Source organism: Flavobacterium sp. (assembly GCF_004211145.1).
Classification (GTDB): Bacteria; Bacteroidota; Bacteroidia; order Flavobacteriales; family Flavobacteriaceae; genus Flavobacterium.
The window spans coordinates 64,046-90,091 of the sequence record NZ_SEBS01000003.1 but is presented as its reverse complement, the minus strand read 5'-3'; the positions used below and the strand labels follow the sequence as shown (position 1 = coordinate 90,091).

General features: G+C 47.0%; 16 protein-coding genes. 7 read left to right on the top strand and 9 right to left on the bottom strand.

What is annotated here, in order from left to right; translation table 11 throughout:
• Positions 1 to 215 precede the first annotated feature (215 nt).
• A complete protein-coding gene (locus EOO50_RS02165; protein WP_290837437.1) occupies positions 216 to 1,127 on the top strand; it encodes an AraC family transcriptional regulator in 912 nt (303 codons plus the stop codon).
• A 771-nt stretch (positions 1,128 to 1,898) separates the two neighbouring features.
• Here EOO50_RS02165 and EOO50_RS02160 read toward each other — a convergent pair.
• The 4 genes from EOO50_RS02160 to EOO50_RS02145 all read right to left on the bottom strand — a co-directional run bounded on the left by EOO50_RS02160 (position 1,899) and on the right by EOO50_RS02145 (position 8,377).
• A complete protein-coding gene (locus EOO50_RS02160) occupies positions 1,899 to 4,235 on the bottom strand; it encodes a UvrD-helicase domain-containing protein (protein ID WP_290837649.1) in 2,337 nt (778 codons plus the stop codon).
• A 1,336-nt stretch (positions 4,236 to 5,571) separates the two neighbouring features.
• Entirely contained in the window at positions 5,572 to 6,132 is a 561-nt protein-coding gene (locus EOO50_RS02155) for an NAD(P)H-dependent oxidoreductase (RefSeq protein ID WP_290837435.1), read from the bottom strand.
• Positions 6,110 to 6,910 carry an alpha/beta hydrolase gene (locus EOO50_RS02150; protein ID WP_290837434.1) on the bottom strand — a complete coding sequence of 267 codons (801 nt, stop codon included), beginning with the start codon at positions 6,908 to 6,910 and terminating at the stop codon, positions 6,110 to 6,112. Before EOO50_RS02150 ends, EOO50_RS02155 begins: the two co-directional genes overlap by 23 nt.
• 288 nt (positions 6,911 to 7,198) lie before the next feature.
• On the bottom strand, positions 7,199 to 8,377 hold the full coding sequence (locus tag EOO50_RS02145) for a carboxypeptidase-like regulatory domain-containing protein (protein WP_290837433.1): 1,179 nt from the start codon (positions 8,375 to 8,377) through the stop codon (positions 7,199 to 7,201).
• 132 nt (positions 8,378 to 8,509) lie between these two features.
• On the opposite strand from EOO50_RS02145, the gene EOO50_RS02140 reads away from it, so the two are divergent.
• The gene (locus EOO50_RS02140) at positions 8,510 to 9,031 is read left to right on the top strand and encodes a hypothetical protein (RefSeq protein WP_290837431.1); all 522 of its coding nucleotides are present in this window, start codon (positions 8,510 to 8,512) and stop codon (positions 9,029 to 9,031) included.
• A 48-nt stretch (positions 9,032 to 9,079) separates the two neighbouring features.
• Here the strand turns inward: EOO50_RS02140 and EOO50_RS02135 are convergent, their stop codons facing one another.
• From EOO50_RS02135 to EOO50_RS02115, 5 genes are all read right to left on the bottom strand, one after another.
• On the bottom strand, positions 9,080 to 10,795 hold the full coding sequence (locus EOO50_RS02135; protein ID WP_290837428.1) for a carboxypeptidase-like regulatory domain-containing protein: 1,716 nt from the start codon (positions 10,793 to 10,795) through the stop codon (positions 9,080 to 9,082).
• A 107-nt stretch (positions 10,796 to 10,902) separates the two neighbouring features.
• Entirely contained in the window at positions 10,903 to 12,666 is a 1,764-nt protein-coding gene (locus EOO50_RS02130) for a hypothetical protein (protein WP_290837426.1), read from the bottom strand.
• An 897-nt stretch (positions 12,667 to 13,563) separates the two neighbouring features.
• On the bottom strand, positions 13,564 to 14,058 hold the full coding sequence (locus EOO50_RS02125; RefSeq protein WP_290837424.1) for a hypothetical protein: 495 nt from the start codon (positions 14,056 to 14,058) through the stop codon (positions 13,564 to 13,566).
• 261 nt (positions 14,059 to 14,319) lie between these two features.
• Positions 14,320 to 15,225, bottom strand: a complete 906-nt coding sequence (locus EOO50_RS02120; protein ID WP_290837423.1) for a patatin-like phospholipase family protein — start codon at positions 15,223 to 15,225, stop codon at positions 14,320 to 14,322.
• On the bottom strand, positions 15,222 to 17,288 hold the full coding sequence (locus EOO50_RS02115) for a M1 family aminopeptidase (protein ID WP_290837421.1): 2,067 nt from the start codon (positions 17,286 to 17,288) through the stop codon (positions 15,222 to 15,224). Before EOO50_RS02115 ends, EOO50_RS02120 begins: the two co-directional genes overlap by 4 nt.
• Before the next feature lie 298 nt (positions 17,289 to 17,586).
• Between EOO50_RS02115 and recG the strand changes: the two genes are divergently transcribed.
• The 5 genes from recG to EOO50_RS02090 all read left to right on the top strand — a co-directional run bounded on the left by recG (position 17,587) and on the right by EOO50_RS02090 (position 25,886).
• Positions 17,587 to 19,689 (top strand): ATP-dependent DNA helicase RecG, encoded by a 2,103-nt coding sequence (recG, locus tag EOO50_RS02110; RefSeq protein ID WP_290837419.1) that lies wholly within the window; start codon positions 17,587 to 17,589, stop codon positions 19,687 to 19,689.
• Positions 19,686 to 20,243 (top strand): hypothetical protein, encoded by a 558-nt coding sequence (locus tag EOO50_RS02105; RefSeq protein WP_290837417.1) that lies wholly within the window; start codon positions 19,686 to 19,688, stop codon positions 20,241 to 20,243. Before recG ends, EOO50_RS02105 begins: the two co-directional genes overlap by 4 nt.
• 182 nt (positions 20,244 to 20,425) lie before the next feature.
• A complete protein-coding gene (locus EOO50_RS02100) occupies positions 20,426 to 21,490 on the top strand; it encodes an efflux RND transporter periplasmic adaptor subunit (RefSeq protein ID WP_290837416.1) in 1,065 nt (354 codons plus the stop codon).
• Positions 21,487 to 24,591, top strand: a complete 3,105-nt coding sequence (locus tag EOO50_RS02095; RefSeq protein WP_290837414.1) for an efflux RND transporter permease subunit — start codon at positions 21,487 to 21,489, stop codon at positions 24,589 to 24,591. Before EOO50_RS02100 ends, EOO50_RS02095 begins: the two co-directional genes overlap by 4 nt.
• Positions 24,588 to 25,886, top strand: coding sequence for a TolC family protein (locus tag EOO50_RS02090; protein ID WP_290837412.1), 1,299 nt, complete (start codon positions 24,588 to 24,590; stop codon positions 25,884 to 25,886). Before EOO50_RS02095 ends, EOO50_RS02090 begins: the two co-directional genes overlap by 4 nt.
• Positions 25,887 to 26,046: the final 160 nt, after the last annotated feature.

The window sequence follows — 26,046 nt, the reverse complement described above, 5'->3', positions numbered from 1 at the left end:
TAAACAGCTTACCACAGAAAGGTATTTATTTGAAAGCCACAGATTTACAGATCTTTAAAAATCTATTTAAAAATTTGTGACCCGAGCGAAGCGAACTGACGAAGTAATCTGTGACTAAAAAACCGACGCAAAGCTTCGGCGCCGCAATTATCCGCTCCAATCTCAATGTTCTTAATGCTATGGTTCAAAAAAAATCAAATTAACTATCTTTAGACATGCCCAACAAACCTCATCTTAACAACACGATCTCCGAATTCCACAAACTACGCGGTTGGCCAAAACCGTCGCATCCATTGGTGAGCGTGATCAGTTCGGGCGAAATGAAGAGCCGGATTCCGGACCAGCCGATCACACTTGTGAACAATTTCTACACGATCGCACTCAAACGCGACTTCAAGGCGAAGATGAAATACGGACAGCAGGAGTTCGATTTCGACGAAGGCATCATGTTTTTCATGGCGCCCGGACAAGTGTATTCGATCGAGGTCGACGGCGATTACAGGCATACTGGATGGTCGCTTTTGATACATCCCGATTTCCTTTGGAACACGCCACTCGCGAAGACGATCAAGCAATACGAATTCTTCGGTTATGCGGTCAATGAAGCGTTGTATTTGTCAGAAAAAGAAGAGAATACGATTGCCGATCTCATCCAGAACATTGAGAAGGAATACCGGTCGAACATCGACAATTTCAGCCAGGATGTGATCATCGCGCAATTGGAATTGCTGCTTACTTATGCGAATAGATTTTACCACCGACAGTTTCTAACGCGTAAAATCTCTAACCACAAAATCCTTGAACGGCTTGAGGAATTACTCGCCGATTGGTTTGACGATAATAAGTTGCATGAAAAAGGGTTGCCGACGGTTCAATACGTTTCAGACAAGCTAAACGTCTCGCCCAATTACCTCAGCGGATTGCTTAAGATTTTGACAGGACAAAGCACGCAGCAACACATACATGATAAGTTGATTGAAAAGGCTAAGGAGAAATTGTCGGGGAGTGATTTGAGCGTGAGTGAGATCGCGTATGAGTTGGGGTTTGAACATCCGCAGTCGTTTAGTAAGTTGTTTAAGATGAAGACGAGTTTTTCGCCTTTGGGGTTTCGGCAGTCGTTTAATTGATTTTGATTTTAGCGGTATGTGATTTAATGGTTGGTGCAATTTTGTTTTTAACCATTAAGAAGTTAAGGTTAGTTAAGATTTTGGTCGGATTTGGATTGTAGGTGAAATTGTAATTTTTTTTTAACCATTAAGGACATTGAGTTCATTAAGAGTTTCTTTTTGTCGATGCACTTTATGCTTATTTGAAACGAGTGTTTCGCTTTTAACAATTAAGATGTTAAGGTTAGTTAAGATTTGGTCGGACTTGTATTGTAAGTGAAGTTTTATTTTTTTTAACCATCAAGGATATTAAGTTCATTAAGAGTTTCTTCCTTAATGCTCTTAATGCTCTTAATGCTCTTACTGGAAAAAATAAATGTTTTTTTGGTGAAATTGATTGCCCGCGAATTTTTTGATTTAAGTTATGTCCGAAATTTTGGCGCTTGTAAGGATAAGTTGTGGCCGATGATTTTGGTATCGGTGATTTCGGACTTGAAATCGCAGTTCGTTAGGAAGTCGCTTAATTGAAAACGAGTGTTTCGCTTTTAACAATTAAGAAGTTAAGGTTAGTTAAGATTTTGGTCGGGAATTGTATTGCGGAAACTTTTGATTTATTTTTTTGACCATTAAGAACATTAAGTTCATTAAGAATTTGTTTCCTTAATGAGCTTAATGCTCTTAATAGTAAAAATTAAATGTTTTTTTGGTGAATTTGATTGCCCGCAATTTTTTTTGAACCGGCCTTTCTTAAATGTAAACATCGCTCCCACTCAAAATCTCAATTCTAAAATCTCAACCAATCACATCAAGCTTCGCAAATCGCAACAACAATTTCTTAATTCCGCCGACTTCAAAGCGAATCTCAGCCTTCCTATCGCCTCCGACGCCTTCGAGATTCAAGATTTCCCCTTTTCCGAAGCGTTCGTGCATCACGACATTCCCGATTATCAGGTTGCCGTCAAACAGATTCGCTCCATTCGATGACGGTTTGCTCGTTCCGACGGGTTTTAGTTTCCGGATGCTTAAATCAGGCTTCGGCTGGTTGTCGGTGATCCATTTGGGCGGCGTTCCCGTTACGGGTTTGGTCTGTCGCAGTTTCGATTTGTCGACATCACCGAAGATATCGGCGTCGATCATCGGTTTGTAACGATAGCCGGTTTCAGGCTGCGTAAGATATTCGATATATTCGGGTTTGATTTCTTCGATGAAACGCGAAGGCTCGCTATCGGTGAGTTTTCCCCAGCGATAACGCGATTGGGCATACGTTAGGTACGCTTGTTTTTCGGCCCTTGTCAATGCGACGTAGAACAGTCGGCGTTCTTCCTCGAGTTCGCTTCTCGTGTTCATGCTCATCGCGCTCGGGAACAGATCTTCTTCCATCCCGACGATGAATACGTACGGAAATTCCAGCCCTTTCGCGAGGTGAATCGTCATCAGCGCCACGCGATCGTCGTCGCCCGTGTCTTTATCTAAATCAGTTGCAAGCGCGACATCTTCCATGAATTCCGACAACGAACCTCGGGCTCCGTCGATTTCCTTTTGGCCCTCGATGAAATCCTTCATACCGTTCAAAAGTTCCTCGATGTTTTCGATGCGCGCGATTCCCTCAGGCGTCGCGTCTTTCTTAAGTTCCATGACGAGACCGGTTTTTTTGGTCACGTGTTCGGCTATGAAAAACGCGTCGTGGGTTTCGTTCAATATCTGAAAACTCTTGATCATCGTGACGAAATCGTCGAGCTTTCGTTTGGTGCCCGAATTGAGTTTAAGATCGATCTTATCGATGTTTTCCATCACGTCGAAAATCGGGCGCTTGTAGTGGTTCGCGGCAACGGTGAGTTTTTCGATCGTCGAATCGCCGATGCCACGTGCCGGATAATTGATCACGCGAACGAGTGCTTCCTCGTCCTTCGGGTTGATCACCAATCGCAGGTAGCTCAATACGTCCTTGATTTCCTTGCGTTGGTAGAATGACAAGCCGCCGTAGATTCGGTACGGGATATCGCGTTTGCGAAGCGCGTCTTCCATCGCACGCGATTGGGCGTTGGTTCGGTATAGGATTGCGAATTTGCCGTTGTCGAGCTGCTGCTGCATTTTCTGCTCCCAGATTTCCCCGGCGACGAAACGGCCTTCCTCACCATCGGTGATCGAACGGTGTACTTTTATTTTTGGCCCGTCGTCGTTAGCTGTCCAGACGATCTTGTCGAGCTTGGTTTTGTTTTTATCGATAATCGAATTCGCGGCCTCGACGATGTTCTTGGTCGAGCGGTAGTTCTGTTCGAGGCGATACGTCTGCACGCCGTCGTAATCCTTTTGGAAATTCAGGATATTGTTGATGTTCGCGCCCCGGAACGCATAGATACTCTGCGCATCATCACCGACGACACAAATGTTCTGGAACTTGTCGCTCAACGCGCGCACGATCAGATACTGCGAGTGGTTCGTATCCTGGTACTCATCGACGAGAATGTAGCGGAAACGGTTTTGGTATTTCGCGAGCACGTCGGGGAAACGCGCCAAAAGTTCATTGGTTTTGAGCAGCAAATCGTCAAAATCCATCGCGCCCGCCTTGAAACATCGGTCGACGTAATTTTGGTAGACATCGCCCAGACGCGGTTTCTTGGACATGGCGTCGGCTTCCATCAATTCGGGATTGTTGAAATACGCTTTTACGGTGATCAGGCTGTTCTTGTACGACGAGATCCGACCCAAAACCTGCTTCGGCTTATAAATATCGCGATCCAATTGCATTTCCTTGATGATCGACCCGATGAGCCGCACTGAATCCTGCGTATCGTAAATCGTAAAGTTCGACGGGTAACCCAACTTGTCGCTCTCGGCGCGCAGAATCCTCGCGAACACCGAGTGGAACGTTCCCATCCACAAATTCTTCGCCTCGTTGTTGCCGACGATAGCCGCGATTCGCGATTTCATTTCACGCGCCGCCTTGTTCGTAAACGTGAGCGCGAGGATGTTGAACGAGTCCACGCCCTGCGCCATCAGGTACGCAATCCTGATCGTAAGCACCCGCGTCTTACCCGAGCCGGCACCCGCGATTATGATCATGGGACCGTCTTTCTGCAAGGTCGGCGCGCGCTGGGCGTCGTTGAGTTGGTCGATGTATTTGTGTATGGATTCCAAGGACGCAAAAATAGTTATTTGTTGGTTAATTGTTGAATCGTTTGATTGTTTATTTGAATCTTGGCTTCCGTGGACTTTAGTTTTTTTGTTGATTTGTTGATTTGTTGATTTGTTTATTTGAATGCCTGTCTTCCGTTGGCGTATATGTTGCTTTTTGATGAAAAAATCCGTGGAGGTCATCAGTGCAAAGTGCAAGGTGCAAGGTGCAAGGTGCAAGGTGCATAAATGATTAAACACAAAACCACAACACGTAGAAATCAAAACTACCAAAACTTCGTGCCTTCGTGCCTTCGTGTTAAAAAAGTTGCGAAGCAACCAAAAAGTTGAATTGTTTATTTGATTCTTGCCTTCCGTAGACTTTAGTTTTTTGTTGATTTGTTGATTCGTTGATTTGTTTATTTGAATGCGTGTCTTCCGTTAGCGTATACGTTGCTTTCTAATGAAAAAATCCGTGGTGGTAAATGCATCAGTGCAAAGTGCAAGATGCAAGGTGCAAGGTGCAAAGTACATGAATGATTAAACACAAAACCACAACACGCAGAAATCAAAACTACCAAACCTTCGTGTCTTCGTGCCTTCGTGCCTTCGTGTTAAAAAAGTTGCGAAGCAACCAAAAAGTTGAATTGTTTATTTGATTCTTGCCTTCCGTGGACGTTGGTTTTTTCGTTGATTTGTTGATTCGATAATTCGTTGATTCGTTGATTTGTTTATTTGTTTATTTGAATACGTGTCTTCCGTTGCTTTTCGATTGGAAAATTCGTGTGGTAAATGCATCAGTGCAAAGTGCAAAGTGCATGAATGATTAAACACAAACCTGCAAAACATAGAAATCAAAACTACCAAACCTTCGAGTCTTCGTGCCTTCGTGACTTCGTGTTAAAAAAGTTGCGAAGCAACCAAAAAGTTGAATTGTTTATCTGATTCTTGCCTTTCCGTGGACGTTGGTTTTTTCGTTGATTCGTTGATTTGTTGATTTATTCCGCTGCGCTCCATCAGTTCGGCTGCGCCTCGGGTGTTTATTTGAATACGTGTCTTCCGTTGGCGTATACGTTGCTTTTTGATTGGAAAATTCGTGTGGTAAATGCATCAGTGCAAAGTGCAAAGTGCAAGGCGAAAAGTACACGCGCACAAACAAAAAAACAAAAAGCACAAAACTACAACACGCAAAAATCAAAACGACCAAACCTTCGTGCCTTCGTGCCTTCGTGTCTTCGTGTCAAAAAAAGTTGCGAAGCAACAAAAAAAAACTTGCGAAGCAACAGCCCACAACAAACTGCGCCCAACCCTAACTTCCTTAACTATCCAAATGGTTTAAAAAAGCAAACAATCAAACAAACCGCACCGTCCACTCCAAAAACGCCTTCCAAAAATCACCCACGAATTTCTGCGTTTCCTTATCGGTAATATTATCGTCCTTATCCATCTTATCATCAGCGAACGACAAATAAAATTCCGGTTGCTGCATCGTCGCGAGATTCACATACAACATGACCTGACGCAAATGATTCACGGCTCCAAATCCGCCCAAACTGTAAGGCGAACACCCGATTACCGCGGCGGGTTTTCCATCCCACGCGTTCTTGCCTTGAGGTCGGGAACCCCAATCGATCGCATTTTTGACGACGGGCGAATACGAACGGTTGTATTCGGGTGTCGCGAAAAGGACCGCGTCGGCTGATTTGATGGCTTTGTGCAGGTTTTTGACCGACGTCGGCAAATTTTCTTCCAAATCCTGGTTGATGAACGGCAGATCGGAAATATCGATGATCTCGAATTCGACGTTTTTCGGGGTGACTTTCGCGAATGCGCGCAACAATTGCGTCGTGTACGATTCTTTTCTCAGGCTTCCCGAGAACGCGATGATCCTAGTTTTCTTGGTCGTTGGCATTTGTATGTTGTTTTAGGAATTGTGTGATTATTTGAAGTATGATTTCTTTTTGGTCGACAAACGCCACGTGCGCCGCGAACGGAATGTTCAGGAGTTTCGAATCGGCAATCGACTCGGCGAGCCTGAACGCGCTTTCACGGGAGAACAAATGATCTTCGTCACCGCGGATGATCAGCGTCGGACATTTTATTTTTTCGACCGACGAATCCGGATAACCCGAATCGGAATCGTCCGTCCACATCGAAATGATTTTCTCGAGTGATTTCCGGGCGTCTTTTTCAGGATTGGTCTTTTGGTAGGTCGAAAAAGCTTCGGGCATGAGCTCGCGCCATTTCGAAACCGTGAAACTTTCTAAAAGATGTTTAGTTTCCCTCAGGTCTTTTTTGCTCCAAGTCCCGCCGATGGTGATGAGTTTGTCGATTATTATTTTATCGTCGGACGCTAATCGATAGCCCACGATTCCGCCATCGGAGAACCCGACAATCGTGACGCTTGAAATGTCCAATGATTTCAAAATGGCTTCCACATCGCGCTGCAGCCGTTCGTAACTGAGTTTTCCGGATCCGACCGATGACGCGCCGTGTCCGCGACTGTCGATGCCGAGTACATCGAAATCATCGGTGAAATCGTGAAGGATCTGATTGAAATCCTCGATCGTCCCGCCGCCGCCGTGTAAAAACAACAGCGTCGGTTTGCCTCGATTCGGAATTCGGTGAAAGTAGATTGCGGCATCGTCTATTTCGAAATGTTTTCCTGAAGTGTGATCGAATGCAGCCATCGTACGTGAATAAGACGTACAATTTACCCAATCGAAAACGTGAAACCGTTACAGGATTTTAAGTTGTTGTTGTGTCGTGTTTTGCGTGCCGCGGATATTGGGTCGGGTTAATCGGTTAAAATCGAGTCAGACAATTATGACGAAACGACCAGTGATCGCTTGTGTATCGAATCGTCCGATAGAGGAAATATTTTTCGAGATGGCTTGTGATTTATAGTCAGTTCAATGACAATTGAATCCTTCGGCAAGAAGCACCGACCATTAACCGATTAAACAACAAACATCAACCTAATCTCCGCTCTTCTCCAAATCCGCGACGATCTTTTCCTCGGCCGACGTCAGCACGATCGCATTGCTTTGTTTCCAGAACGGGAACGTGTATTTGCTGCCGCTTTGATACAGGCCGCGTTCTTTGTTTACGGCTTTCTTGTCGTAGGTTTTGTCGTCTTTCGAGAAATTGGTCACGAGCAGATCGGTCTTTGATTCGAGCACGTAATTCCATTTGTTCTTCTTCCAGACGCGCATTTTCGCGTAACGTTTGTTGTACGAAAGCAAATAATTGGTGCCCGACATTTTGTACTTCACGTCAAGGTCGATGTCCTGGATTTCGATGCGGAACAACAAAATATTCATTGTTTTGGCGAGCGGCTTGTGTTTCTCGTCGACATGGGCGTCGAACGCGAAAATCAGTTTGGTTTCGGGATCGTAGGTGACCGAACCCGTCGTGAGCATTTCGTCGGCGTCTTCCTTTGGCGTCCAGACGATCTTGAGCATTTCCTTTCCTTCCGACATGAAACGCTTCAGCACGAAATCGTATTTCTTCTGGTCGCTCGCAATCGACTTGAGGAATTTGAGGTCGTAATATTTTTCGACGGCTTTTTCTGTCCCGATGACCGAATCGAAATCGAATTCCTCATCGGCGGGTTTTGCGATCTGGAACGCGCGGGATTGGCTTACGATCAAATCAGAGGTCGTGTTTTTCGTACTTCCGTCGAGGTGATATTCGAGCAATCCGTCGCTGAATTTCGTGTACGCGCCGTTCTGCTTCACGAATTCTCGGTAATACGTATCGAGCTGGATGGGTTTGTTGAATCGTTTTTGGGAAGTTTCGATCACGAGTTTGATCAAGTCTTTCATCGGAATTGTCGATACGATGATTTCCTCGAGCATTTCCTCGCTGCGTTCGAGTTTGATGACGGTAATTTCGGACGTGAATTTCGAAATCGGCAATACGATGTCTTTGTATCCGATGCACGTGATCCCGATGTCAGAATCCTTGGGTGCGTTCAACTGGAAAACGCCTTCATCGTTGGTTATCGTTCCCGCGAAATGGTTCCTCACTCCTATCGACGCGGCGATTACGGGTTCGTTGTTCGTGGCGTCGACCAATTTTCCCTGGATGGAAACCGATTGTGAAAACATCGGAACGCCGATCGCGAGTAATGCGATTATCAAAAAAATTCTCATGTTGTTTGGTTTGGTTCTTAAAAGTAATACAAATACAAGACGTGGCAAAGCGTGAATAGTTGCCTGGGAAATTTGATTCCCGATTTGCAGATTCGGTAAATATGTCGACTTTTGTTTCCAAATTCACAAACAATGAACACCGACAAGATAATCGAATTGCTATTTTTCTGCCTTCCCGCGGCCATCACGGGCGGAGTCGCCTACTATTTTTTCCAGACCTTCGCCAAGAACGAGGACAACAAGAGGCGTTTCATGCTGTTGCGCCAGAACAGGAAGGATTCGCTGCCGTTGAAATTACAGGCATACGAACGCATGACGTTGTTTTTGGAACGCATCGATCCTGCGAAATTGCTCATCCGCGTCGCTCCGATTTCAGAGAAGAAAGAAGATTACGCAAATTACATCATCGCACAGATCGAGCAGGAATTCGAGCACAATCTGACGCAACAGATTTACGTTTCGGACGAATGTTGGGGAATCATACAAACCGCCAAGAACGCCACGATCCAGACGTTGCGTAAAGCCGCGGCAAGCGAAGATATTTCGGACGCCGATAATTTCCGCGAAAAAGTACTGACATTGTCGTTCGACAATCCGAGCCCGAGTTCGGCGGCACTCGCTTACATTCGGAATGAAGTGAAAGAATTGATATAAAAAAAGCCTCCGTGATTGGAGGCTTTTCTTTTTCATGGCAATATAATCTTACTCGTCGCGCAGCACGTGAGCGGTTCCTACGAGATTGTGTGCTCCCGTGAGATCCGTGTAGGTTCCGTAAAACACAAGGTCGATGTAGTCGCCGACACTTCCGAATTTATTGAGTACGTAGGTTTGTTGCATGGCGGCAGCGGGAATCGTGACGCCATTGTATTGTAATGAGAATTGGGCCGAATCGTATACGCCGGGCGTTGTCACACTGGTAGTAATTCCCAAAGGATTCGTGCCTCCGCTGTTTACGTTAAGTTGCCCGTTTTGAAAAGTCGCACTGATTCCTGCCACGTAAACATTGGCAACTTGGTCATCAATTTTATAAACAAGAAATTCTGTGGTCGATGAACAGAATGGAAGTACACCAATATTATTTTCAGTTCCATTCACCAAAAATTGTGTCCAAGAAGAATTATTGGAACGAACAAGGAAAATTTCGGGTGCTTCACAATTTCCGATACTTATTTGAAAATCTCCCTCGACCGGGAATAGATTTATGAAACCGTTTACTTTTACCTGAAGGTATCCATTTGTTGAAGAACCCGAACATGACACTAATTCGCCAGATATTGAAAATATTTCAGGAGAATAGTCTACCATAACAACGGTAACGGCTAAATCAGTGGAAGTTGGTGCAATGCTGACAGACTGCACTGTCGTGGGGCAAAAAGGTAACGCAACCGAAAGGTCCAGTGCGACATTTGACGGAACTATTCCTGCAGCCGTGCCGGTCGAACCCGTCGTAATTGTTCCGCTAAAAAGATTATTTTGCGCTATTTCCAAGTACGTAACAGCGTTTGGAACGGCATTCCCGTTGGCGTCCTTTACAGTCACTGTAAGCATAACTACCGATTCAAAAACATCACAATTCCACCAAGAAAAGTGGCTTACGTTCCCAACGTAATAATTCCCTTGTTTGGTCGCCGAACCGTCTTCTTTCCACCAACCCGCATTCTCATCGAAGTGCCAAAGCGGGATCGTGGCCGGGGCTGATGCGATTTGGCCGTCGTCGATACGCATCGTGATTTCGGCCGTGTGACCTTCGGCTATCTGAAGTTTTTGTCCGCCTGAACCGCGCAGTTCAACGTTTATCATGCCGAATGTTTGCAATACGGCTTCGTCGCCCGTTTCGGTTTCGGCATATAACATTCCGGGTTGCAGTTCTGAAATTTTCTCGTTCGAAGGCGTCAAGTGGAACATGAAAACGCCGACGCTGCCTGAATACGGAACGCCATTTTCGTCCTCGAACGCGCCGTCGAATTTAACTTGTGTGCCCGAATAGATCGACACGACACTTTCCTCTCCCGATTGAATGGTTTCCAACGCGCCCGATTGCAACAACATTATCTTGACATTGTTTTTGCCCGATGTCGGAACCAAAGCGCGCGACCCGTCGATGTAACCCGATTTCGAGGCTTTTACGTACGCGAATTTTTGATGGACTTGCGCTTCGTTGATGATGAACACGCCGTTTTCGTCGGTCTGGACGGTCGAGGAACCGATTTTGACCGTGGCATTCTGGATTGGATCGTCATTGGCATCTACGACTTGCCCGATGAAATCTCGGGAAACAGCACTCCCGAAGTTTTCCATGAATTCTTCGTCGGAGACATTATTTCCGCCACCCGGAGTGGAATCTTCGCGATCAGGATCGCATGCAAAAAAAGTGAGCGCCGCCAATACGACGGGCACGAGTAAAAGTAGTTTTTTCATAGCGTTTTTTTTACTGGTTACTTTTGAGATGGTTTAATCCTGAAATGGTTGCGTCCAAAAAAAAAGCCCCTCGTTTCCGAGAGGCTCTTTTCCAACATTCTTTTTCATCAATTCCTAATCGCGTGCGCAACACCTGATAGGGTATGCGTTTCGCCTTCCTGTACGTACGTTCCACTAAAGGTCAGGTCTATGTATTCTCCCGGCGCGCCTACGTTCGTCAACGTGAACACCACATCGTTCGTCGTCCCCGAGAAGATGTAACCCAAGGTTCCTTCAAGCGAGAATTGCGCTGTCGTATATGTTCCCGGCGTGCTCACGCTTCCGCTGTAGATGTAAAGCGATGCGAAACCTGTCGGCGTATTTCCTTCGTTGAAACCTGAAATTGAAAGGCCATTGGTTTGTCCCTGGCTTCCCAAGCTCGCGTTCACTTCCTGGATCAGGAATACGGTCGGTTCGTCGTCGATCTGGTACGAGATGAATTCGTCGACCGTACTACAAGCCTGTAGATTCCCCACGTTCGTGACTGGCGCCTGGAATGTATAGCTGATGGAATCCGTCTGCTGGAGCGAATCGAAATCGGCACCCTGAAGCGTAAACGTTTGTCCCGCGGTGCAAACCAAAGCGGTGAAGCTGAAATCGCCATTGGTCACCTCGGCGACTTGACTTACACCTGCGTAGCGCAACAAGATGTAGCCGTTCGTGACGTTATTTCCGTCGCAACTCAACAATGTTCCTTGTATCGTTGCGGTTTCGACACTGCTCACGGGTAATGTGATCGCAAGCGTTGCGTCGGCGGTGTAAGGACCGGCTGTCGTCGTATACACGATGTTTCCGCAAACGTCTTTCACGCTGATCGTCAATGCTGCGTTCGATGGGATCAACCCGCTCGCCTGCCCGTTTGAATTCGTGTAACCCAAAGTCGGCCAGTTTTGCCCGGCCATCGTAATGAACACGGGAGCATTCGAGACAGGGCTTCCGTCCTGATTGGTTACGGTCACGTCGAAGTGTACTGTCGGGAATGGCGCATCGCAGTTCCACCATGAGAAATGTGACGTTTCGCCCACATATTTGTTGCCTTGGCGCGTCGCAACCCCGTCTTCTTTCCACCAGCCTTTTGCGGCGTCGAAATGCCACAACGGGATTGACGCAGGCGCATTCGCCATTTGAGCGGCGTCGAGCATTACTTCGATCGTCGCCGGATGATCTTGGGCAGGTTGTAATTTTTGTCCGCCTGCACCTCGAAGTTCGACGTTGATCATGCCGAACGTTTCAAGCGTGGCTTCATCGCCGTTTTCTCTCTCGGCATACATCATTCCGGGCATCAATTTGTCGAGGTTCGCGTTCCACGGACTCAAATGATACACTGATACCGCGACATTTCCTGAATACGCGGCGCCGTTCTCGTCCTGGAACGATCCGTCGAAAATGATTTTCGTGCCCGAATCGGTCGTGACTTCGCTCGCCTGGCCCGAAGAGACCGTCGCGATTGGCGCATTCGGGATCAACATGATTTTCACGTTGTTTTTGCCCGATGTTGGAACCATCGCACGTGAACCTTCAAAGTACCCGGTTTTGTTGGCCGTGATGTAGGCGAATTTCTGGTGGACCGAAGCGCCGTTGATCACGAAGATTCCGTTCGAGTCGGTCTGTACACTCAACGCGCCGATCTTTACGGTGGCCGATTGTACGGGCTGGTTGTTCATGTCGACGACCTCGCCGATGAAATCACGGGAAGCGGTCGCGCCGAAGTTTTGTTCGAAATCGGAATCAGACGGTCCGTCGTCGGTTCCTGAACCTGAATCGTCGTGATTACATCTGATAAACAGGCTTGCTACGAAGAATAGCGCTAGAAGTAGTTTTGTTTTTTTCATGATGAATATGGTTTTATTGTTGTGAAACAGGCGTGTTTGGGAAAACCCTACCTTTTGCGTGCTTTTTTTGCCTTTGGCGGGGATTTTTGATTTTGTTGATTTGTTGATTTGTTGATTTGTTGATTTGAAACGTTGTCTTCCGTTGGACGTTTTGGGGTAATTTGTTGATTTGTTGATTTGTTGATTTGAATCAGTGTCTTCCGTTGGACGTTTTGGGTATCTTGTTGATTTGTTGATTTGTTGATTTGAAACGTTGTCTTCCGTTGGAAAATTTCGACCTGAACCTGTTATGAGGCGTCTGTTTGAGTCGGTCGGAGATTTTTTGCCATTAAAAGTTTGACTAAAAATCTTTTGCGCGCATCGGCTCAAAATGAAACCAGCGCCAAGTAGATGAAAAATATGATAAATAGAATAATATCGACCGTAGTGTTTTTTCTGTTGTCGCCGTAATTAAATCCGCTGCGATCAATCATTACGAGCTCCATTTTCTGAAGTCTTAGGCTGATGAATCTCAGTATTTGAAATAAGATCAGCGAGAAGAAAGTATTTCTCAATTCGACGGCGGCGTTGGCGTTGGGTAAAATAATCCGAGGATCGTCACTGATTTCGAAATAAATAAAAAAGTGAGCGATCCCGACGACTATCCAACATATGTAATAATTGAAATTCCTAAGCGATCTGTATTGAAAGGCATACAGAAAAAACTGGGTTGAAAAACCATAAACAAATAGGATATTGCTTGGGAGTTTCGGATTTTCGGATGTTACAAAAAATACATACAGGAAATAAGAGACGACCAAGTAGCACGAAAGAACCAAGAAGTTGGACGCGCTTATTTTCGTGAATCTATAAAATTGTGGTTGTGGAATTTTCTTGATTTCCAAGTTTTTCGTCGGATTAAAAAATTCCAAAATGATACACGCGCATAAAAATAACGGATGCGAGAAATGAAATCGCTAAAATTTTGTTCCATCGGCTACTGATCACATTCAAGCCGTTCACCGTAAGAAACAGTACTAACGTCCATCCGAAAAAACCAAGCCTGAAACGGTATTTCGAATTATTCCGATCGTAAAGTTCCACGTCGTAAATCGTTTCGTTCCCGGCCTTCAACGAATAGACGCGAATCTTATCCTTTTCCATCAATCGCCGCTCATCGCCCAAAATGCCAAGTTCCAGTTGGGTTCCCGGTTTCAAGTCGACGAATTTTTCAGAAAGTCCATTGATGAGAATGCCGTTGTCGATAACGAATTGGGCTTCCTTGCCTTGCAGCCAGAACGAGTAATCGTACGAGCCTCGCGCTCCCAGACTATGCGGCTCTTTGTATAACTTTCCGGTTACGACGCTGACATCGGAAATCGGTTGCTTACCCGACGGATACAGTAGAACCACGACCAAAAACAACGCGAACGCGAGGAAATAGGAGTTGTATTCCTTTTTTGGCTTCTTTTTGGTTTTGAATTTCTTGGATGTTTTGGAGTTTGATTTCAGGGTTTGGAGTTTAGGGTTTAGAGTTTAGGGTTTAGGGTTTAGAGTTTAGGGTTTTAGACGAGAGGTAAAATTGGACGAATCTCCTTTCAAAAGTACCCAAAAATTTGAGCGGAAGACAGCGATTCAAATCAACAATTAACCGATTAACCGATTCAACAACAACTACATCTCCTTCACCTCACTCATCAACTCACTCTTATTCTGCGCATATTCATATCCTTCGTGCCACCATTTTTTCATGCTTTCCTTATTGAAAACCAACGCATTCGTGGTAAGCGAGGTCGGCGTGTAATATAAATTCAGTTTCACGTTTTTGTTTTTCGCGGCTAGTTTTCCGATGACGATATCGTGCTTTTCCACTTGGTCGAGCAAGGTTCCGAAAAGATTCACCATCAATGAAAAAGGATTTTTTCCGACGGCTTTCGGTGACGACAATACTTCGGTTTCCAAAATCACGACGTCGATTTCGGTCGCGCCACGATCGATCGCTTCCCGGATCGGAACCAGGGCTGAAAATCCGCCGTCCCCATATTCGGATTTTCCTTTCTTGACCAAGCTCATGAACGGCACGTAATTGCACGAAATCCAGATCCAGTCACAGAATTGATCGTATGTGTAATCCTTTATGCATTTGTATTCGCATTCGTTTTTCGAAAGGTTCGTGACCGTGACGACGATGTTGCAGTTCGAGGCCTTGAGTTCTTCGAATTCGGCCTTGGTGAAGTTCTTCCGAATGTATTTTCGCAATTTCCTGCTTTCGCCGAACGTGCGCTTTCCGCGTAAAAACTGCCAAATCACATTGAAATGGTTGATCGCGACCGACTCGACGCCGTTGCGTTTCTTGACCACGAACGGATTCACGTTGAAGATTTTACCCATCGAGACGTTCGTATAGATTTCATAGATCTTCTCGACATTGCCGAGCGCCAAATGCGGGATCAGCAGACTTCCCGTCGAGGTTCCGAGCAACAAATCGTACCGATAGCCTTTCTGCTGCATCAGATATTGCGCGACTCCGCCTGCGAACGCGCCTTTACTGCCGCCGCCTGAAATTACAAGTGCTCTCATTTTTCGTCGAGTAGTCGTTGGAGTTGGGCTTTCTCAGCTTCTGGCAGACTCGGCAACAAATCCTCGTAGAATTTGCGCGTATTCGTGAGCTTAAGTTTTTCGCGGATCTTGTCGCGCCCGAATTTCGTGAACTGCCATTTGTGATGCACGGTCGCATTGACCAGCAGCGGCAACACGTTTTGGTCGCCTTTGTCGATGTACAACAATTTCTCTATCGCCGATTGTCGCACCGACGCTTCCTCACCCGATTGCGCATACGCGAGCAATTCATCGTAATACGCCGCTTTCTTATCCATGCGATATTCCTTGGTCGACAACGCGAGCGCGAGCCACAGCAATCGGATGTTCTTGTCGTTCATGCCGATTCGGCCGTCAGTCTTGTCGAGATATTGGGCGCGCTTATCGGGAAAATCACGGCACAACGCGTTCAATGAAATTTCCTGGGTTATGTAGGATTTGTCGTCGAGCAACGTTTCGTATCCACTTTGGAATTCCGATGGGATTTTCTTTAGCGTCCAAGCCACGGCTTGTCTCACGTTCACGTCGCCCGTTTGCATAGCGGTCAAAATAACATCCTTTTTTTCATCGAACGGCAAATCCCCGATCATGTACACGATTTGCTCCTTCACCGGGAAATACGCGTCAGACTTTAAGATGGTTTCCAATTGCGGTTTGATTTGAGCGAACGGTTTTTGGCTCAATTCCCCGGTTTCGAAAAATTGTTTCATGAACGCGTTTCGCTTGAGCAGATCGATTGCCTCGGCGACCTCGAATCCGCCCGTTTCAAGCCAGCGTTTCTTGAACGCCTTGACGTCGTACGGGGAAACCTTCGCGACTTCGTTTAGGAAATCATCGGTTTCGACATTCTTGAATTTGTGTTTTTCGAGATACGTTTTTACGGCTTTTTGGAAAGCTGCGGCACCGACGTTTTCACGCAACACATGCAATGCCCAAGCGCCTTTCTGGTAGAAACTCAGTGAACTCGCTTTTTCGTTTAGGATCGGGATCGTGTCGGTCCTCGAAGCCTGTTGCAGGTTCATCGCGTTGTCGTATAATTTCGAATAGAAATAATCGTCACCGAAAACCTCGCGCTCGGCCAACAATGCGTAATACGTCGCGAAACCTTCCTGCAGCCAATGGTGTTTGCCCGATTTGGCCGTAACGAGATCGCCGAACCATTGGTGCGCGAGTTCGTGACCGTTCACATTCACGTAGTTTCGGTCGTTGAACGCGATGTCGTCGCATACGTAATCGCGCGTGAAAATCGTGGCCGTCGTATTTTCCATCCCGCCGTAGAGGAAGTCGCGTACGGGAATTTGTCGGTACACATTCCACGCATACGGAACCTGGATTTCCTTTTCGAAATAGTCGAAGATTTGTTTTGAGTAACGATATGTCGGTTCGAATTTGGCCTCGTCTCCGGGTTCGATGTACAACTCGCTCGCGGTTTTGGATTCGGCGGTAATCGTATGCACGTTGAATTTCCCGATGGCAAGCACGAGCAGGTACGACGACATCGGGTTGAACATGCGATATTCCCATGTGGTTTCACGCTCGTTCGCAATGAATTCGTTTTTGAGAACGCCGTTCGATACGACTTTGTAATTCTTATCATATGTGATCGTAAGCCCGAATAAGACCTTTTCGTTCACGTCGTCGAAACTCGGAAACCAATGGCTCGTATATTTTCCTTGTCCTTGTGTCCAGATTTGGTGGTCGGTGCCCGCGGTCACGAAATACAGGGTTTGTTTTGGTTTGGCCGAATACTTGAACGTGAGCATGTTCTTGCTCTTTCTGAACTTTGAAACGAGTTGGAGCTGTTTGCCTGAATTGAGAAATTTTATGGGTTTTCCGTTGAGCAGGACATCGGTGAAATCCATAGCGATCGCGTCGATTTTGATGGTGTCGATGGGTTTCAGCACGTCGAAATCATACGAGGCCGAACCGTGGATCGAACGTTTGTGGTAATCGGGAAACAAATTGCCCGTAACGGTCTTGAAATCGACGAATTGGGTTTGCTGGGCGAACGAAAACGCCGAAAGAAGCAGGAAAATATATTTCATTTGGAGAATGGAAAGTTTTCAAATATACGAAAATGAGTTGCGTCGGCAGATTTTGCTTTTGGATGATTTTAGGAAAATAGGTATAAAAAGTGTACTGGGGATTAAAAAAAATTGTGCTTTTTTGTAAGACCTAACAGGTTTTGAAAACCTGTTAGGTCTGCAACCAACGCGCGGTTTCACGACATCCGAAGCAAAAAAACGCTTTAAATTCCACAATAAAAAACTTATATTCGCTACACCAAACTTTTCCCGGATCATACGCGCCATTCACGATTTATAATTCAAAATTCAAAACAAAATGTCCGGTTTACTCCAAACACCGATCGAATTCCTTAAAGGCGTCGGACCCGCACGCGCTGACTTGTTGCGCAAGGAATTGGGCATCCATACATACGCCGATCTCGCGAATCTGTTCCCGAACCGCTACATCGACCGCACGCGCTATTATAAGATCAACGAGCTCAACCAAAGTACGGCCGAGGTCCAGATTATCGGCAAAATAATAAACGTAAAAACCGTCGAGCAAAAACGCGGCAAACGTCTCGTCGCGACTTTCGTGGACGACACGGGCCAAATGGAACTCATCTGGTTCCAAGGCATCAAATGGATCCGCGAGGGCATCAAGATCAATTCACCCATGGTGATTTTCGGGAAAACAACATCGTTCAACGGCCAGTTCAGCATGGCGCATCCTGAAATGGAATTACTTGCCGAACACGAACAAAGCCTGAGAACGGCACTGCAACCGGTTTATCCGTCCACTGAAACGCTCAACAACCGTGGCGTAAGCAACCGGTCATTCAATAAAATGATGCAGCAGCTTTTTCTCGAAACCCAAGCCAATTTCACCGAGACGTTGCCCGAAAATCTGATGCGCGACGCAAAGCTCATTCCCAAGAAAGCCGCGATGTTCAACATCCATTTCCCGAAGAGCTCCGAAGCGCTAGCGATGGCGCAATTCCGGCTCAAATTCGAGGAATTGTTCTTCATCCAATTACAACTCATCACGAAAAACCTGATCAGGAAACACAAGATCAAAGGCCATCCGTTCACGCAGGTCGGCACGTATTTCAACATCTTCTATAAAAACCATTTGCCGTTCGATTTGACCGATGCGCAAAAACGCGTGATCAAGGAAATCCGTAACGACATGGGAACGAACGCCCAAATGAATCGTTTGCTGCAAGGCGACGTCGGTTCGGGCAAAACGATCGTCGCGCTCATGAGCATGCTGATCGCGCTCGACAACGGTTTCCAATCGTGCTTGATGGCGCCGACCGAAATCCTAGCGAACCAACATTTCAAAGGTTTGAGCGAATTGGCTATCGGACTGGGAATCAACATAAAAATCCTCACGGGTTCAACCAAAACTGCCGATCGGAAAATCATTCACGAAGAGCTCGAAAACGGTTCGCTTCACATATTGATCGGCACGCATGCGTTGCTCGAAGACAAGGTAAAATTCCAAAATTTAGGCTTGGCCGTGATTGACGAGCAGCACCGCTTCGGTGTCGAGCAACGATCGAAATTGTGGAAGAAAAACGAAATCCCGCCTCACGTGCTTGTCATGACCGCCACGCCCATACCGCGTACGTTGGCGATGAGCCTGTACGGCGATCTCGACGTTTCGGTGATCGATGAATTGCCTCCGGGACGAAAACCGATACAAACCGTGCATCGCTACGACGCGAACCGGCTCAAAGTATGGAAATTCATACGCGACGAAATCGCGAAAGGCCGACAAATCTACATCGTCTATCCGCTGATCCAAGAGTCTGAAAAAATGGATTTCAAGGATCTCATGGACGGATACGAAAGCATCTCGCGCGATTTCCCGTTGCCGCAATATTCTGTTTCAATCGTGCACGGCAAGATGAAACCGTCTGAAAAAGATGCCGAGATGCAGCGTTTCTCAAAAGGAAAAACCAACATCATGGTCGCCACGACGGTAATCGAAGTCGGCGTGAACGTGCCCAATGCGTCGGTGATGATCATCGAATCGGCAGAGCGTTTCGGCCTGTCGCAATTACACCAATTGCGTGGTCGCGTCGGTCGTGGAGCCGAACAGAGTTACTGTATTTTAATGACGAGCCACAAACTTTCAAACGACACCAAAACGCGAATCGAAACCATGACGCGCACGAACGACGGTTTTGAAATTGCCGAGGTCGACCTCAAATTACGCGGCCCCGGAGATTTGATGGGAACGCAACAAAGCGGTGTCCTGAACTTACAGATTGCCGACATCGTACGCGACCGTGACATCCTGCAACTCGCGCGCAACTATGCGATGCAACTGCTCAAAGACGATCCGAGCATGCAAAAACCCGAATATGCGGCCATGCGCAACGCCTACATCGAAATGACCAAGAAAAAAAATATCTGGAACTACATAAGTTGAAAAATCTGACGACGCTATCCTTATTTGCGACTCTGTTTCTGTCAACTGCAGCAAACGCTCGCGTCGGATTGGCCGAGATTTTCTTCGAGACGCCGGGCGGCCACACGATTTGTCATTGCGACCCGTATCCTGATGCGCAGACACCGATCCTAATCGGATTCGACAAACTCGAAAGACTTGAGAAATGGTATTTCTATCGCGATCACATCATCGGGAAAGGAACCGGTTATTATTTCGTGTTCGACGAGAAATCGGAAGAATATAAAACGTTCAAGAACGAGTCCGATTGGAAAAAAGTGATTGAAGACCAAAATCTGGAACCGATCGTGACGCGTTGGTTCGATTTGTCGGACTCGCCCCAGGATTGGTTTTTTTTGCTTGTAATAACGGCCGTCTTTACCGTTCCGATAATAATCGCAATCCTTATCGTTATTGGTATTTTGTTCCTCAGGAAAAAAATCCTTTGGGCGCGAAGATTGTTGTTTTTCACTGCGGCTGTCTTATTGATTTTCTCGCTCTTTACTTTAAGAGTCACATTTTTGGAAAGTTTTTGACCCGACGTGGGATTTAGGATTTTCGGCAACATTTATTTTCTGCGGTTAAACCTTATCGACGACAAACGGTCACTCGTCGAAATAATCCCGAAACACCTGTTAAATAAAAATTAACAGTTCCCGATTCCGAAACGCTATCTCTTAGATTTGCCAAAGCGTTTTCGCTCGATTTAACCTGCATTATGAAAGTAAAATACATAGTTTACACTTTGATCGCCGTCGGCATAGGCGCGCTCGTTTTTCACCGAATCTCGGCCAACAAAGACAGCAAGAAAGACGATAAGGGCAAAAAAATGCCACAACCCGTTTCGGCGGTCGTCGCAAAGCCCCAAAATTTCGAAAATAAGTTGTCGCTTTCCGGTTCGATAGAAGCCAACGAGCAGGTCGATATCCGAAGCGAAGTCTCAGGCATCGTCGAGAAAATTTTCTTTAGCGAGGGAACGAACGTCACCAAAGGACAAGTGCTGTTCAAGGTAAACGACGTCGAATTACGCGCCCAACTTTCAAAGGCGCAAACCGCACAAAATTTAGCGTCTGAAAACGAGAGACGCGCAAAACTCCTACTCGAGAAAGAAGCGATCAGCCGCGAGGAATACGACATTGCGAGCGCCGACTTCAAATCGGCAAAGGCTGAAACCCAGTTGATCAATGCACAGTTGGGCAAGACATCGGTTCGCGCGCCGTTCTCAGGCAAGATCGGATTGCGTTCGATATCTCCGGGAACCTACGTCACGGCCGAAACGCTCGTCGCGAAACTCGTCAACAGCTCGCAAGTAAAAATCACGTTTTCAGTTCCTGAAAAATATGCGTCCCAAATGAAGATCGGCTCTACCGTTAGTTTTACGGTCGCCGGCCCGTCGAACAAATTCACGGCACAGATCTACGCGATCGAACCTGAAATCGCCGTCGATACAAGAACATTACGAATGCGCGCCATCGCCGACAATTCAGCCGGAAAACTGCTTCCCGGAACATTTGCGAACGTCGACTTGCCGCTTCAGGAAATCAAGGACGCGATCGTGATCCCGACCGAAGCCGTGGTTCCGATCCAGGGCGGAAAGAAAGTATTTATCGCCGCCAACGGTAAAGCCAAGGAAGTAAAGGTTGAAACCGCTACGAGAACCGAAGCCGAGATTCTTGTATTGTCAGGATTAAAATCGGGCGACACGGTGTTGACGACGGGCGTCATGACACTTAAGAACGACGCGCCGATCAAGGTAACAGTCCAAAAAGCGACGAAATCATGAGCATTTCCACGCTGAGCATCAAGCGACCGGTCATGACGATCGTGATGAACCTCGCGATCATTTTGTTCGGGGTCGTCGGGTTTACGTATTTGGGAATCCGCGAATTCCCGTCGATCGACCCGGCCCAGATTTCGGTCAGGACCAATTATACGGGCGCGAACGCCGACATCATCGAATCGCAAATCACCGAACCTCTTGAAAAAGCGATCAACTCGATCGACGGCATCCGAAACATCACGTCTTCGAGTAATCAGGGTTCGAGCAACATTACCGTCGAATTCAACCTCGAGAAAAATCTTGAAGAAGCCGCGAATGACGTGCGCGACAAGGTTTCCCAAGCCGTTCGTTCGCTTCCGCAGGACATCGACGCGCCTCCTGTGGTTTCAAAAGCCGACGCCGATTCGGAACCGATCATCACGATGACCGTGCAAAGCGATTCGCGAAACGCGCTGGAACTCAGCGACTATGCCGAGAATGTGATTGCCGAGCGCCTTCAGACGATTCCCGGCGTTTCGTCGGTACAGATCTGGGGACAAAAACGCTACGCGATGCGCTTGTGGCTCGATCCGATAAAACTGAACTCGTACGGCGTTACGGTTTCAGACGTTCGGGCGGCGCTCGATGCGCAGAACATCGAACTTCCATCGGGAAAATTAACAGGCGCGAACACCGAACTTTTGGTGAAAACCATGGGGAATTTGTCCGAAGCCAGCCAATTCAACGACATAATCATTCTTGCCCAAGGCGAAAAAATCGTGCGTTTCAGCGACATCGGACGCGCTGAACTCGGGCCGGAAAACCTCGAGACTAAAATGAGCGAATCGGGTTTGCCGCTCGTGGGACTTGCGATCATTCCGCAACCCGGTACGAATTACATCGACATCGCCGACGAATTCTACAAGCAGTTCGACCAACTTGAGAATACGCTGCCCAAGGATTTGAAACTCAACATTGCGATCGACAATACGGTTTTCATCAAAAAATCGGTGACCGAAGTAGTCGAGACGTTGGGCATTGCGCTCGTGCTCGTAATCCTGATCATCTATCTGTTTTTCAGGGATTGGGCGATCGCGTTCCGACCGCTTATCGATATTCCGGTTTCGCTTATCGGGACTTTTTTCATCATGTATTTGCTCGGATTCTCGGTGAACGTATTGACATTGCTCGCGATCGTGTTGGCAACAGGTTTGGTCGTCGACGACGGGATCGTGGTCACTGAAAATATCTTCAAGAAAGTCGAGGAAGGCATGTCGCCCATCGAGGCCGCGATCAAAGGCTCGAACGAGATTTTCTTTGCCGTAATTTCGATTTCGATTACGCTAGCGGCGGTTTTCCTGCCGATTATTTTCCTTGAAGGTTTCGTGGGCCGATTGTTTAGGGAATTCGGCGTCGTGATCGGGGCCGCGGTCTTGATTTCGGCATTCGTATCGCTTACGTTGACGCCGATGCTGAACGCTTACCTGATGAAAGGAGGCGAACAGAAAAAATCGAAATTCTACAATCTTACCGAACCGTATTTCGTCAAACTCAATTCAGGTTATGCCGAATCGCTCAAGAAATTCATGGGCCGACGCTGGTTGAGTTTCCCGATCATCATCATCTGTATCGGATTCATCGCGTTATTCTACTCGATCCTGCCCAAGGAAACGGCGCCTTATGACGACCGGAGTTTCATCGGGGTCAACGTGACCGGGCCTGAAGGCGCGACGTATCAATATATGGATCGCTTCATGCAGGAAATGACACGCCTGATCAACGATTCCATTCCTGAAAAGAAAGTCAGTTTGGTCATCACCTCGCCCGGATTCGGTTCCAGCGCCGTGAACGCGGGTCGTGTCCGTATCGCTTTGAAGGAACCCGAAGACCGCGAGCGTTCCCAAAAAGAAATCGCCGCCGACCTGACCAAATGGACGAAAGCATATCCTGAGGCGCGCGTGAACGTATCGGAATCCCCGACGATCGCCGTAAACCGTCGCGGCGGATTCCCGATCCAATACATTATCCAGGCGCAGAATTTCGAGCAATTGCAAAAGAAAATCCCGGAATTCATGGACGAGGTCAGCCAAGATGAAACGTTCTCGAATTCCGACGTCAACCTAAAGTTCAACAAACCTGAAATCAACGTGACGATCGATCGCGAAAAGGCCGAGAGCTTAGGCGTTTCGGTGCTCGACGTCGCGCAGACGCTGCAGCTTTCCCTGAGCGGACAGCGTTTCGGATATTTCATGAGAAATGGAAAACAATATCAGGTAATGGGCCAGTTCGAAGAAGTCGACCGCTCGAAGCCGCTTGACCTGACGTCGATGTTCGTCAAGAATACCGATGGACAGTTGATCCAGCTCGACAACCTGGTTTCGGTAAACGAACAAAGCAGCCCGCCTCAATTGTACCACAACAACCGTTATATGTCGGCGACGGTTTCGGCCGGACTCGCACCGGGCCAAAGTATCAGCGACGGAATCGAGGCCATGGACCGCATCAAGGAAAAAGTGCTCGACGATACGTTCACGACCGATCTTGGTGGCGAATCCCGCGATTTCGTGGAAAGTTCGTCGAATACGTTATTCGCTTTCGGATTGGCATTGTTGCTCATTTATTTGATCCTGGCCGCGCAATTCGAAAGTTTCCTCGATCCGTTCATCATTATCCTGACGGTACCGATGGCTGTTGCGGGTGCGTTGTTGTCGCTTTGGTTATTCGGTCAGACATGGAATATTTTCAGCCAGATCGGAACGGTCATGCTCATCGGTCTCGTGACGAAGAACGGAATTCTCATCGTGGAATTCGCGAATCAATTACGCGAACAAGGCAAGGACAAAATGGATGCGATCATTGAAGCTTCGGAAGCGCGTTTGCGTCCGATCCTTATGACGAGCCTGGCGATTTCACTCGGCGCATTACCGATTGCAATGTCGCTCGGAGCCGCCGCCACAAGCCGCATGGGAATGGGAATCGTGATTGTGGGCGGAACCGTATTTTCGCTCGTGCTTACGTTATTCGTGATCCCCGCCATTTACTCGCTTTGGTCGAAAGAACGCGTGCATCGCCCTGAATTCGACCACGCCGACGAATATGAAAAAGAAAGCAGGTCATCGTTATGAAAAAATTAGCCACCCTACTCCTATTTTTAACCGCAATCGCCGCCAATTCACAGGAACTGCTCACAGCAGAAGAAGCGGTAAAGATTGCGCTTGAAAACAATTATGACATTCGCATAGAAAAAAACAACCTGAGGATCGATCAAACCAACACGACGATCGGTAACGCAGGTATGTTGCCAAATGTAGAAGCCGCCGTGACCGACAACAACAGTGTGCAGAATAGTTCGCAAACACGGTCAGATGGGACGGTCCAAGAACTCGACAATGCGAGAAACAGCAATTTAAATTACGGTGTCAGTCTTGGCTGGACGATTTTTGATGGTTTGGGAATGTTCGCGCGTTATGATCAGCTCAAGGAACTGCAGAAATTAGGTCAGGCCGAACTGCAGTTGGTCGTATTGACACGCGTCTCGGACGTTTCGACCACATATTACGACCTCGTGCAACAAAAGCAACAGATCGCGTCACTCGACACGACGCTTGCGATTTCAAAAGCTCGCGTGGAACTTGCAAACAACCGGTTTACGATCGGGAAATCAAGTAAACTCGAAGTCCTGAATGCAAAAGTCGACATGAACACCGACGAAACTTCGTTATTACGTGCCAAGGAAACCTATGCCAACACGAAAATCCAGCTCAACCAATTGCTTGCCCGAGATACCAAAATCGATTTTACGGTGACCGACGAATTTACGGTCGACAGCGCTTTGCTCCTTCCCGATTTGGAAACATTGGCACTCAAGCAAAATCCATCGGTACAGGCGCAGCTGATATCAAAACGCGTGGCCGAACTGCAGCTCAAGGCGGTCAAATCACAACGCTATCCCGTCGTCAGTGTGAGTACGGGTTATAATTTTGCCGAAACGCGGAACAGTCTTGGATTTACCTCGCAAAGTTCTGCAAATGGACTGACGTATGGATTCGCGGCGACGATGAACATATTCAACGGATTCAACCAGAACCGCAACGAAAAAGTAGCCAAGATCCAGCTCGAGAATTCAAAAGTGCTCGTCGAACAGCAGAACCAGGCGATTTTGTCGCAACTCGGAACGGCGTATCAGACCTATCTGACCAATATCAGTCTCATCGATCTGGAATCCCGAAACGAGGAAATCGCGCGTGAAAACCTTGACATCACGATGGAAAAGTATCGCATCGGAACGATTCCGACAATCGAATACCGAACCGCACAACTCAATTTCCTGAACGCCCAATTGCGGTACAGCATCGCTAAGTACAACGCGAAGATTTCGGAGATTACTTTGAGGGAATTGGCGGGGAATTTGTCTTTTTAATTAGTAATGAATAATGAATAGTGAATAATTAATGATTAATAATGTTGTTGATGCTGTTGCGTTCTTCGTCAGCGAAAAGTTCAATATATTTGAGAACGATTTTCACAACACCTGTCATTGTCAATTGTCAACTGTCAATTGTCAATTATCAATTGTCAAT